Source organism: Zhenpiania hominis, assembly GCF_014333425.1.
GTDB classification, from domain to species: domain Bacteria; phylum Bacillota; class Clostridia; order Peptostreptococcales; family Anaerovoracaceae; genus Hominibacterium; species Hominibacterium hominis.
Genome location: NZ_JACRYT010000002.1, coordinates 47,916 through 60,207, shown reverse-complemented (window position 1 = coordinate 60,207; position 12,292 = coordinate 47,916). Strand labels below are relative to the sequence as shown.

The 12,292-nt window shown below is 50.9% G+C and carries 10 protein-coding genes and 1 other RNA gene; 10 read left to right on the top strand and 1 reads right to left on the bottom strand.

Annotated elements, in window-relative coordinates; all coding sequences use genetic code 11:
• The first annotated feature begins 228 nt into the window (after nt 1-228).
• The 4 genes from H9L42_RS03095 to cls are packed head-to-tail and all read left to right on the top strand — an operon-like array spanning nt 229 to nt 4,408.
• Nucleotides 229-1,221 (top strand): ABC transporter substrate-binding protein, encoded by a 993-nt coding sequence (locus H9L42_RS03095; protein WP_187301986.1) that lies wholly within the window; start codon nt 229-231, stop codon nt 1,219-1,221.
• Nucleotides 1,222-1,224: 3 nt separating this feature from the next.
• Nucleotides 1,225-2,127, top strand: coding sequence for an ABC transporter permease (locus tag H9L42_RS03090; protein WP_207734911.1), 903 nt, complete (start codon nt 1,225-1,227; stop codon nt 2,125-2,127).
• Nucleotides 2,120-2,893, top strand: coding sequence for an ABC transporter ATP-binding protein (locus H9L42_RS03085; RefSeq protein WP_187301985.1), 774 nt, complete (start codon nt 2,120-2,122; stop codon nt 2,891-2,893). The genes H9L42_RS03090 and H9L42_RS03085 overlap by 8 nt, the downstream gene beginning before the upstream one ends.
• A gap of 36 nt (nt 2,894-2,929) precedes the next feature.
• Entirely contained in the window at nt 2,930-4,408 is a 1,479-nt protein-coding gene (gene cls / locus H9L42_RS03080) for a cardiolipin synthase (protein WP_243235632.1), read from the top strand.
• Nucleotides 4,409-4,430: 22 nt separating this feature from the next.
• Here cls and H9L42_RS03075 read toward each other — a convergent pair whose 3' ends face one another.
• Nucleotides 4,431-4,832 carry a LysM peptidoglycan-binding domain-containing protein gene (locus tag H9L42_RS03075; protein WP_187301984.1) on the bottom strand — a complete coding sequence of 134 codons (402 nt, stop codon included), beginning with the start codon at nt 4,830-4,832 and terminating at the stop codon, nt 4,431-4,433.
• A 116-nt stretch (nt 4,833-4,948) separates the two neighbouring features.
• On the opposite strand from H9L42_RS03075, the gene H9L42_RS03070 reads away from it, so the two are divergent.
• The 6 genes from H9L42_RS03070 (at nt 4,949) to ffs (ending at nt 12,281) form a co-directional block, all read left to right on the top strand.
• Nucleotides 4,949-5,662, top strand: coding sequence for a site-2 protease family protein (locus tag H9L42_RS03070; protein WP_187301983.1), 714 nt, complete (start codon nt 4,949-4,951; stop codon nt 5,660-5,662).
• A gap of 11 nt (nt 5,663-5,673) precedes the next feature.
• Nucleotides 5,674-7,896 (top strand): ATP-dependent helicase, encoded by a 2,223-nt coding sequence (locus H9L42_RS03065; protein ID WP_187301982.1) that lies wholly within the window; start codon nt 5,674-5,676, stop codon nt 7,894-7,896.
• Nucleotides 7,897-7,898: 2 nt separating this feature from the next.
• On the top strand, nt 7,899-9,872 hold the full coding sequence (ligA, locus tag H9L42_RS03060; RefSeq protein ID WP_187301981.1) for an NAD-dependent DNA ligase LigA: 1,974 nt from the start codon (nt 7,899-7,901) through the stop codon (nt 9,870-9,872).
• Nucleotides 9,865-10,863 carry an AIR synthase family protein gene (locus H9L42_RS03055; RefSeq protein ID WP_187301980.1) on the top strand — a complete coding sequence of 333 codons (999 nt, stop codon included), beginning with the start codon at nt 9,865-9,867 and terminating at the stop codon, nt 10,861-10,863. Before ligA ends, H9L42_RS03055 begins: the two co-directional genes overlap by 8 nt.
• A gap of 90 nt (nt 10,864-10,953) precedes the next feature.
• A complete protein-coding gene (locus tag H9L42_RS03050; RefSeq protein WP_187301979.1) occupies nt 10,954-11,643 on the top strand; it encodes an Ig-like domain-containing protein in 690 nt (229 codons plus the stop codon).
• A 420-nt stretch (nt 11,644-12,063) separates the two neighbouring features.
• Nucleotides 12,064-12,281: signal recognition particle sRNA large type (ffs, locus tag H9L42_RS03045), an RNA gene on the top strand.
• Nucleotides 12,282-12,292: the final 11 nt, after the last annotated feature.

The window sequence follows — 12,292 nt, the reverse complement described above, 5'->3', positions numbered from 1 at the left end:
GGGCCTCTGAGGGCGAAGTGAACGGCAAAGGAAAACGCCAAGTAGCGGAGACGCGGAGCCGGCGTAACGGGCGAAGAGTGTGATGGCACTCTGCAGAGAGGATGCGCGCAGCATCAAACAAGGTGGTACCGCAGGTTGACACTTGTCCTTGTAAAGAGGATAAGTGTTTTTTTGTGAACTCCTTCTGACAGAGGACATCCGAAAAAAGCAGAAAAGGAGATAGAAAAAATGAAAATGAAACGTGTGGCAATGTTACTGGCGCTTGTAATGGCTCTGACCGGGCTGCTGGCAGGATGCGGTTCCGGCGGAGATGGAGAAAGCGGCGACTCGACCATTAAGATCGGACTGGTTCAGCTGGTAGAGCATCCATCTCTGGATACCATTCGGGAAAGCATTATCAGCCAGCTTGAGGAAGAAGGCTACATCGATGGGGATAATGTAACCATCGATTATCAGAACGCCCAGAACGAACAGGCGAATCTGAAAACCATCTGTCAAAACTTTGTAGCGGACGAGAGCGACCTCATTATCGCGATTTCTACGCCGGCAGCGCAGGTGGCTTATGGAGAGACAAAGGATATTCCAATTATTTTCTCCGCAGTAACGGATCCGGTAGCTGCGGGACTTGTAGAGGATTTTGACGCTCCGGGAGGAAACATTACCGGAACTTCGGATCTGGTCTCCGCGGATCGGATTATGGAACTGGCACTCCAGATTACGCCGGATATCAAGACCATCGGGGCGCTCTATAATTCCAGCGAAGTGAACTCCGCCTCCGTTATCGACGACCTGAAAGCGTACGCCAAGAAAAACGGTCTGAAAGTAGAGGAAGCGGCGGTTACGAATTCCAGCGAAATTCAGCAGGCGGCCCAGAGCCTGGCGGGAAAATGCGACGCGGTATTCTCGCCCATTGACAATACGGTGGCAAGCGCTATGTCGGTAGCGTCAAAAGTATTCACCGACGCCAAGATTCCGTTTTATGTAGGCGCGGATTCCATGGTAGCGGACGGAGGTCTTGCGACTTACGGCATCAATTATGAGAGCCTGGGCGCGGAGACCGCCAAAATGGCGGCGGAAGTGCTGGGCAGCGCGGATCCTGCTTCCATGCCGGTGCGGGTGATGGATGATATGCAGGCTTATGTGAATCAGAATACCGCGGAGGCCATCGGAATCACCATTCCGGAAGATGTGCTGAAAGACGCGGAAAATTTAGGAGAGTAAGCGATGATAACAGCAGATGCGATTTTAGGTTCTGTTGAACTGGGAATGATCTACGCGGTTCTGGCGCTGGGGGTGTTTTTATCCTTCCGTACGCTGAACACGCCGGATCTGACCGTGGATGGGAGCATTGTCACGGGAGCCGCGGCTTCGGCGATGCTGTGCAGCATGGGAGTGAATCCGTTAATCGGGCTGGCCGCGGCTTTCGCGGGCGGCGCCTGCGCGGGCGCCATTACCGCGCTTCTAAATACAAAACTGAAAATACAGCCTCTTCTGGCAGGAATCCTGGTGATGCTGGGCGTGTATTCGATTAATCTGCGGATTATGGGAGGCAGAGCAAATCTGCCTCTGACCACCAGCGACACCCTTTATTCCAAAGCCGCCGAGGTGTTTCCGGCGGAATGGGCGTCGATGATCGTAGGCGTCATTGTGCTGGCTTTGATCATCGCGATTTTCTTTTTCTTCCTGAAAACCCGCGTCGGATTCGCGCTACGGGCGACGGGGGATAACGAGGATATGGTGCGGGCCTCCGGAATCAGCAGCGACAATATGAAGCTTCTGGGACTTTCCGTTTCAAACGGGTTTGTGGGTCTTTCCGGCGGGCTGCTGGCACAGTATCAGGGTTATTCGGATATCGGAATGGGAACCGGCATGGTGGTCATCGGTCTGGCTTCCGTAATTATCGGAGAAGTAATTTTCGGAACCAGCAATCTGCTGCGGCGCCTGATCGCGGTCGCGCTGGGGGCCATCGTTTACCGGATCATTTTAGCCATTGCGCTGACCTTCGGCATGCAGGCTTCGGATATGAAGCTGGTTTCCGCGATCATTGTCATTATCGCCCTTTCTTTGGGCGTGTTGGGAGAAAGCTTCTCCCTGCGGAAAAAGAAAAGAGGTGCGGGAAATGCTTGATATAAAAGGACTTACGAAAATTTTCAGCCCCGGTACGATCAACGAGAAGACCGCGCTGGATCATGTGGACCTATCTCTTGCGCCCGGTGATTTTGTAACCATTATCGGCAGCAACGGAGCAGGGAAGTCCACGCTGATGAACTGCATCGCGGGCGTTCATCCGGCGGACGGAGGGACCATTGTTCTGGACGGGCAGGATATTACCAGGCTTCCGGAACACAAGCGGGCAAAACAGATCGGCAGAGTGTTCCAGGATCCGCTGAAGGGGACGGCCTTTGATATGACCATCGAAGAAAACCTGTCCATCGCATATAACAAAAACAGAAGCCGGGGACTCCAGTGGGGAATCAGCAGAAAAGACCGGGAACTGTTCCGGGAAAAGCTGCGTCTGCTGGATATGGGGCTTGAGGATCGCATGAAGGAAAAGGCGCGTCTTCTTTCGGGGGGGCAGCGTCAGGCGCTGACGCTGTTTATGGCGGTAATCGCGGATCCCAAGCTTTTGCTGCTGGATGAGCATACGGCGGCGCTCGACCCCGCGGCCGCGAGAAAAGTGCTGGAACTGACCGACCGCTTTTCGGAAGGGGAGGATATGTGCACGTTGATGATTACCCATAATATGAAGGCGGCTCTGGAGCATGGGAACCGGACGATTCTGATGATGGACGGAAAGATTGCCCTGGATTTGCAGGGAACGGAGCGGGAAGCCATGACCGTGGAAAAACTCATTGAAAAATTTGAAATCAATAATGACAGGATGCTCCTGTAGATGCTATACTGAAAAAAACAGACTCAAGAGGAGTGTATGATGGTTGACTGGTTTGGGATGTGGGGGGATATTCCTTACTTTACAGAATTTATAACAACACTGTTCATCGTAAATCTGCTGATTGCGTTTACGATTATTTTTCTTGAACGAAAGAACCCTTCAGCCGCCCTGGCCTGGATTATGATTCTATTCCTGCTTCCCATAGCAGGAATTGTTTTATATTTTCTTTTTTCCCAGAATATCGCGCGGAAAAAGATTTTCCGCCTGACCAGTTCCGAAGAGCGGGCGCTGAGTGAAAGCCTGCGTATCCAGCTGGAAGATATCAAATCCGGAAACTTTTCTTTTGTGAATCCGGAGGCGGAAGAGTGGAAAGATCTGATTCATCTGAACGGACTGTACGGAGGATCCTTTTATACGCAGAATAACAGCGTGTCGATTTTGACCGGAGGCAAACATAAATTCCGTTCCCTGATGCGGGATATTAAGAATGCCAAAAGCTCCATCAATATTATGTATTTTATCATTAAAAACGACGCGGTAGGGCGGAGATTCCTTCAGGCCCTGACGCAGAAAGCGCGGGAGGGGGTTGAGGTTCGCTTGCTACTGGACGCGATGGGGAGCCGCCAGATTAACGACCGGGTCCTGGGCGATTTTATCCGGGCGGGAGGGAAGCGGGCCTACTTTTTCCCGCCAAAGCTGAAATTTATCAATGTCCGTTTTAATTACCGCAATCACAGAAAGCTGGCAGTCATCGACGGGAGTATCGGCTATATCGGCGGCTTTAATATCGCTAGAGAGTATCTGGGGATGAAAAAGAAGTTCGGCTTCTGGAGAGATACCCATTTGCGGGTGACCGGAAACTGTGTCCACGATATTAACGCCCGCTTCCTTCTGGACTGGCGGTTCGCTTCAAAAGAAAAGCTTGTCCTTTCCCAGGCATTTTACAGCGACGTCATCGATGGGGGAAAGAGCGGAGTGCAGATTGTCAGCAGCGGTCCCGACTCCCAGCGGGTGGCGGTAAAGCGGGCCTATATGAAGATGATCACTTCCGCGCGGAAAAACGTTTATCTGCAGACACCCTACTTCGTACCGGACGAAAGTATTCTGGAATCGCTGAAAATGGCGGCCCAGAGTGGTGTGGACGTCCGAATTATGATTCCCTGTATGCCGGATCATATTTTTGTTTACTGGGCGACCTATTCCTATGTGGGTGAGCTGATCCAGTCGGGGGGCAGAGCGTATATTTATAATAACGGATTCCTGCACGCGAAGACTCTGATGGTGGACGGCGAAGTGGCAAGCGTGGGATCCGCCAACTTTGACAGGCGCAGTTTTGTTTTGAATTTCGAAGCGAATGCCATTATCTATGACGCGCGGGAAGCGCGAAAGCTGGAGGCGATTTTTGAAAAGGATATGGAATCCTGCCACGAACTCACAAGAGAACTGTACGCGGAGCGTTCTCTCTGGATTCGGTGCAAGGAAGGGGTCGCCAGGCTACTTTCGGATATTCTGTAGCCTTGCGATCCCCTTTAGTTGCTTATTCTGGGATGCAGAGATTCGTCCCAATCCGTAGATTATAAGGATCAATATCGGGGTTTGCCCGCATCAGAGCATCCAGGCTGATGTGGTGCATTTTCGCGATCATATAAAGGGTATCGCCCATTTTTACCGTATGGACTGTTTTGCAGCCGGCGGGCACACCGCCCTGGGGCTCTTCCGACTCTTCCGGCTCAACCTCGGGCAGAGGCTGGGGAACGGGAGTGTTCTCCGCAGGGCCGGGGATGCAGAGCTTTGTGCCGATCCGCAGATTATAGGGGTTTCTTACCCGGTTTGCCCGCATTAACAGATCCACTTCCACCTGATAGCGCTGGGCAATGGAATAAAGGGTGTCGCCGGCCCGTACCGTATAGACATCGGTACAGATATAATGATTTGCCATCAATCAGATTCTCCTCTCCGGTCCACAGGGACCCATTTCTTAATTATTGTATTCAAAAAAAACGCAACATGTGATAGAATAAGGGTTACAATCGTAAGAAAGAAAGGATGAGGGATTTGAGAAGAAGAATTGACCCTGTATTTTTGATATTTCTGGTGCTGATGCTGTTTACTTCGCTGAGACGGTATTCGAGTCCGGCGGAATGGTTCATTCAGACCATCCTGATTATACCGGGGGTTGTTATCGGCCTGTCGTTTCATGAATTCGCCCACGGCTGGGTGGCGTGGAAGCTGGGGGATCCGACGCCGAAATTTCAGGGGAGAGTGACGGTGAATCCGAAAGCGCATATTGACCCTATCGGTTTTGTGGCGCTGCTGTTCGCGGGATTCGGCTGGGGGCAGCCGGTGGAAATTAATCCCAATAATTTTAAACACCGCAGGCGGGATGAGCTGCTGGTATCCCTGGCAGGGGTGGTGATGAATCTGATCGTGGCAGTGGTGTTCGCGCTGATTGTAAAGCTGCTTTTTATGGTGACAGGCGTGGATTTTCTGACCGGCGATTTCGGGAATATTCTGTGGACCATTTTGTACTATGTCATTTACATCAATCTGGTGCTGATGATCTTCAATCTGATTCCGGTGCCGCCGCTGGACGGATTTTCCATTATCAGCGAAATTTTCAATATTAAACATACCAATCTGTATTATACGATTTACAACAATGGATTTTTCATTCTGATGGCGCTGATTCTGTTTGATATTACGGATCTGATTCTGACGCCGGGCGTGGAGTTTTTTATGACTCTGCTGAACAGACTTATTTTTATGTAACAGGAGAAACTATGAACTATCTGGATCATTTGAATCCGCAGCAAAGAGAGGCAGCTCTGCACACAGAGGGGCCTCTCCTGATTTTAGCGGGCGCGGGAAGCGGAAAAACGAGTACCATGACCCACCGGATCGCGTATCTGATTAAGGAAAAGGGCGTGAGCCCCTATCGGATTTTAGCGGTGACCTTTACCAATAAGGCGGCGGGAGAAATGCGGGAGCGGGTGGAAGCCCTGATCGGAAGCGGAATTAACATGTGGATTCTGACCTTCCATTCCGCGTGTTTGCGGATTTTAAGAAAACACGCGGGACTTCTGGGCTATGATACGGATTTTGCCGTGTACGACCCGGCGGATCAGAAGGCGGCTATGAAGTCGATCGTAAAGGAACTGAATCTGGACGATAAGCGGTATACACCGGCTTATTTTTTGAGCGTAATCAGCGACTGCAAAGAAAAGGCCCTGGGTCCGGACGACTATCTTCGCGCCTACGGCGAAGATCCGAAAACAAAGATTGTTCATCAGGTATACCGGGATTACGAAAAACTGCTGAAGAAAAACAATGCCATGGATTTTGACGATCTGCTGCTCAATACGGTGCGCGTTTTTCAGAAGGACGAGGCGGCGCTGCTGGAATATCAGCAGCGGTTTGAATATATCATGGTGGATGAGTATCAGGATACGAATTTTATCCAGTACACCTTTGTGAAAATGCTGGCGGAAAAAAACGGCAATATCTGTGTGGTGGGAGATGACGATCAGTGCATCTACCAGTGGAGAGGCGCGGATATCCGCAATATTTTAGAGTTTGAAAAAGACTTTAAGGACGCGAAAATAATAAAGCTGGAACAGAATTACCGCTCTACGGGAAATATTCTGGCAGCTGCCCATTCAGTGATTGAGAAGAATTATGGGAGAAAGGATAAAAAACTCTGGACCGAGAAGGAGCCGGGCAGTAAGATTACTTATTACCGGGCGGACGATGAGCGGGATGAAGCCCGCTATGTGGCGCAGGAAATTGACCGTCTGAAGACAAAAGACCGCAGGTACAGTGATTTTGCCATTCTCTACCGTACCAACGCCCAGTCCCGAACCTTTGAGGAAGCACTGTCCAGGCGGGACATCCCTTACCGCGTACTGGGCGGACTGCGGTATTACGACCGCAAGGAGGTCAAGGATATTGTCAGCTATATGCGGCTGGTGCAGAATCCTTCCGATGATTTGGCGCTGCTGCGGATTATTAACGAGCCCAAGCGGGGAGTAGGGGCAAAGACTGTGGACAAGCTGCAGGCGCTGGCAGGCGTGCGGGGCGAAAGTCTGTTTCAGACGCTGACCGATGAAGAGGTGGTGGGCAGTCTGTCCGCAAAAGCGGCCGCGGGCCTCCGGCAGATGGTGGAGACGATACAGGAATACAGCCGGGAGCAGGAAAATCTCAGGGTGTCGGATATTTACGACGGCCTGCTGGTGCAGACCGGATATCTGAAGGCTCTGGAAGACCAGAACACCCTGGAGGCAGAGGGGCGTATTGAAAACCTTATGGAATTCAAGTCGGTTATTTACAACTATGAAAAGGACGACGGCCAGCTGTCGCTTTCGGACTTTATGGAACGAATCGCCCTTTTGTCGGAAGTGGATAACCACGATGAAAACGAAAACGCGGTGGTTCTGATGACCATGCACAGCGCCAAAGGCCTGGAATTTCCTTTCGTGTTCCTGCCGGGCATGGAGGACGGACTGTTTCCGGGATGGAGAGCGTTTGACCGGGAAGACGGACTGGAAGAGGAGCGCCGGCTGTGCTACGTGGGAATGACCCGGGCCAAGGAACGTCTCTGGCTGACAAGCGCCAGCATGCGAACCCTTTATGGAAAGACCGACTTTACCAGAGAGTCCCAGTTCCTGCGGGAAATGGATAAAAAACTGCTGGACGGGGACGCTGTATTTGAGAAAAAGAAAGATTCCAGGACTCCGATATCCCTGGACGGATACAGAGGGGCAAAACCGGCGAATCCTTTTGAACAGCTGAAATATGTCAAGCGGCAGGTAAAAGAGAGAAGGGAGACTGGGGCGGAAGCGTTTCAGCCCGGAGAGGAAGTGGTGCATCCCAAGTTCGGCAGGGGCGTCGTCGAAAAGACAGACGGGAAAATCATTCAGGTGTCCTTCCGGGACGGTTCGCTGAAAAAACTGGCGGCAGGCATCGCGCCTCTTTCCCGGTACATACCGGAAGAGGGAAAGGAATAGAGATGGAAGATAAACGGAAAGAAATTCAGGAAAAAGTCGATCTTCTCAATGAGGCTTCCAGAGCGTACTATCAGGAAAGCCGGGAGATGATGAGCAATTTTGAATATGACCGGCTCTACGATGAATTGGTAAAGCTGGAGAAGGAGACCGGGATCGTCCTGGCGTCAAGTCCGACGGTCAACGTTGGATATGAGGTGCAGAGCGATCTGCCCAAGGAACGGCATCCGTCTCCCATGCTGTCCCTGGACAAAACAAAAGAGCCGGAGGAGATGGTACGTTGGCTGGGGGAGCAGAAAGGCGTGCTTTCCTGGAAAATCGACGGTCTGACCATTGTACTCACTTACCGGGACGGGACGCTGTATAAAGCGGTTACCCGGGGAGACGGCGAAGTGGGGGAAGTGGTTACGCCTAACGCCAGGGTGTTTCAGAACATCCCGCTTACCATCCCCTTCCAGGGAGAGCTTATCCTGCGGGGAGAAGCCTGTATTCGCTACTCAGACTTTGAAACCATCAACGAGACCATCGACGATGTGGACGCCAGATATAAAAACCCACGGAACCTTTGCAGCGGCAGCGTGCGGCAGCTGGATAACCGGATCACAGCAAAGCGTTGTGTACGCTTTTACGCCTTTGCCCTGGTCAGCGCCCAGGGACTGGAAATGAGGACCAGATCCCAGCAGTTTGACTGGCTGTCCGGACAGGGATTTGAAGTTGTGGAGCACCGCCTTGTGGATCGGGAGAATCTGCGGCAGCAGATCGAATGGTTTGCCGAGCATGTGGAGATAAACGACGTGCCTTCCGACGGACTGGTGCTGATTTTTGACGACATCGCCTACGGAACCTCTCTGGGATCTACATCCAAGTTTCCACGGGACTCCATCGCTTTTAAGTGGCAGGATGAGACGAAAGACACGACCTTGACGGAAATCGAATGGAGCGCGTCAAGAACCGGGCTGATCAATCCGGTTGCCATTTTTGAACCGGTTCAGCTGGAAGGCACGACCGTAAGCCGCGCGTCTGTTCATAACGTCAGCATCTTAAAGGAACTGGAGCTGGGAATCGGCGACCGGATACGGGTATACAAGGCCAATATGATCATTCCGCAGATTGCTGAAAATCTCACCAGAAGCGGCAGCCTGGAAATCCCAGAAACCTGCCCTGTCTGCGGACAGAAAGCCGTTATTAAAAAGGATACGGATGTAGAAGTGCTGTACTGCACCAACCCGGACTGTCTGGCAAAACAGATTAAATCCCTGACCCATTTTGTCAGCAGGAACGCCATGAATATCGACGGTCTGTCGGAAGCCACGCTGGAAAAATTCGTGGCAAGAGGGTATATCCGGGAACTGGCGGACCTGTTCCGTTTGAAACAGTACCGCAATGAAATCACGACTATGGAAGGATTCGGGCAGAAATCTTTTGAAAATCTGATGAACGCGCTGCAGCGGGCGAAAAAGACAACGCCCGCCAGACTACTCTACAGCTTGGGAATTCCGGGAATCGGGGCGGCAAACGCGAAGGTGATCGCCAGAGCGTACAAGAATCAGTGGGCTGCCATTGAGAACGCGTCGGAAGAAGAACTGGTAAAAATTGATGGGATTGGCGAGGTCATGGCTGCCGGATTCGCCGCTTTTTTCGCGGAGGAAAAGAACCGTCGGATTGTCCGGGATCTGCTGCGGCAGCTTGAGCTGGACGAAAGCTTTGAGGAGACGGGCGAGCGGAGGCTTGAAGGAAAGACCTTCGTAATTACCGGTTCTCTGAACCACTATGAGAACAGGGAGGCTCTGAAAGCGGCAATCGAGGCGGAAGGCGGAAAAGCCGCGGGTTCGGTCAGCAAAAAGACCGATTATCTGATTAACAACGACGCGGCGTCGGCTTCCTCAAAAAACAAAAAAGCCAAGGAACTGGGAGTCCCCATTATTACCGAAGAAGAATTTTTAGAACTACTGAAGTCAGGAGATGAAACAAATGCTTAAAACAGGAAAACTGGACAGCGATCTGCTGGAAAAAATTGTATTCAACAACATTAAATTCAGACGGCCGGAGGTTCTGACACGTCCGGGGATCGGCGAGGACTGCGCGGTTGTGGATTTCGGATCCTATGAGTGCATCATGTCAACCGATCCCATTACGGCGGCGATCAGTGAGATCGGCAGGCTTTCCATCCACATTTCCTGTAATGATATTGCTTCCAACGGGATTCAGCCTCTTGGAATTATGCTGGCTGTCATGCTTCCGGAAGGTACGACGGAAGAGGAAATTGAAGAAATGATGCGCCAAGCGGGGGAGGCTTCCGAGGAACTGGGAGTTGAGATCATCGGCGGACATACGGAGATTACACCGGCAGTCACCAAGCCGGTCATCGTTTCCACCGCCGTCGGCCGCGGCGAGAAGTGGGCGTCTCAGCATACGGAAAACATGAAGCCCGGAGATTACATCATGATGACGAAATACGCGGGCCTTGAGGGGTCGGGCGTAATTGCCTGCGATTTTGAAGAGCAGCTTCGGGAAATCCTGACCCGGGAAGAAATAGAAGAAGCCAAAGGTCTCCTGAATCAGGTGAGCGTTGTGAAAGAGGGGGTGGCGGCAGGAAAAGTCGGAACCCACGGAATGCATGATGTAACGGAAGGCGGCGTTCTCGGCGCGGTGTGGGAAATGTGTCAGGTGGCGGGAACCGGAGCCTGTCTCCAGGTGGATCAGATACCGCTGAAACCGGTGACAAAAAAAATCTGCGATTATTTTGATATCGATTATCTGCGCCTGATTTCCAGCGGATGTATGATTATCATGACGCCTCCCGATAAAAAGGAGGAAATGGAAGCGGCTATGGAAAAAGCGGGGGTAAAGCTTTCCTGCATCGGCGTTATAAAAGAGGCTTCCGAGGGGATACGTATGGAAATTGACGGAGAATCCATGGAAATCGCTCCGCCTGCCAGCGATGAGTTGTATAAAGTAGTGGGGCACTAAGAAAAAATTAAATCTTTAATTTTTCTTTAATTTTTCTCCCGTATCATAAAGCCATAATCGAAATTGCTTATGAAGAAGTGGAGGAATAACATGGAAAACAGAATGAGAATGCTGAGACTGCCGGTCGCGGTCGTAATCATCCTGGCAATGGCCCTGAGCCTGATCGCAGTTCCGTCCTTTGCGGCGGCACCGCATAAAGAAAGAGTGAAATATCTCGGAAACGGTAAAGTGGAAGTTGAGTTTGATGATGATGTGGATTACAAAAACAGACGGACAAAGGTGATTGTAAGAGACACATCGGGTAAACGGTATAAAGTTTCTGTTTATAAAAAAGATGATGACGAGCTTCGTTTCCGCATTAAAAAGTTTAAGAAAGGGAAGACCTACCGCTTTACGATTAAAGGCGTCAGAGATGAAGATGCCCGTGACCGCAGATTTGGGAACGTTAAAGGGAAAGTAAGAATTAAAAAAACGGTAAAGAAAAAGGTTACAAACATTTCCAGAACAAAGGCGAAGAATATCGCGTACGCTGACGCGAAAAAGCGTACCGGAGCGACTTCCTTCTATGACCTGGACATTGATAAAGACAGAGATGACGGTGTACTGATCTGGGAGGTGGATTTTAAATCCCGCGGATACGAGTACAAATATGATATCAAGGTAAAGGGTGGAAAGATCCTGAAGAGGGATATCGATCGTGATGATGATTACTGGGACGATAGAGACGACCGTGATGACAGAGACGACAGAGATGACTGGGACGACGATTGGGATGATTAAAATCCGAGAAAGCACATACGAATAGAATTGAAAAAACAGAGCCGTTTCCCTTGCTTGACGCGGAGAAGTCTGTAAAAAAGCAGAAAACGGCTCTGTTTTTTTGTTCTCTCTGAGGGCGGGGGAGAGCGCCAACATTAGCCTGAATAGAGGTAAGGGATTGCGCGTACCGCAAACATTTTTCAGAATGAAGCTGCAAGATTGCGGATTTCAACAGGAATGGCGTGTATTTCGGAAAGCTTTGCGAAAAAGAAGCGAAAAAACGCAGCTTTTTTCTTTGGTTTTGCGATTTGTTTGCGCAGGCCGACTCTTCAATCGAATTTTCCATGATTTGTTCGCGCGCCGCGGCGCCCGGCAAGGGGGAACCTATGGCGCGTTTTAAAGCGGCGCCGGGTCTGTCTGGCGCAAAGGCTGAAAACTGGGTCTTGACGAAGCCTGAGAAAACCAATATAATAGAAAAGCATGAAATTGCCTTTTGAAAGCTCCGTCTGGTATGGTTGGGGTCCTGCGCAATAAGACTCTGTGAACCTTGTCAGGTCCGGAAGGAAGCAGCAATAAGCGGAAGTTCTTATGTGCCGCAGAAAAGCCTTTGCTAGCGCCTTGCGGAGCTTTCAAAGGGCAATTTATTTTTATAGTCAGGGAGAGGGATTGT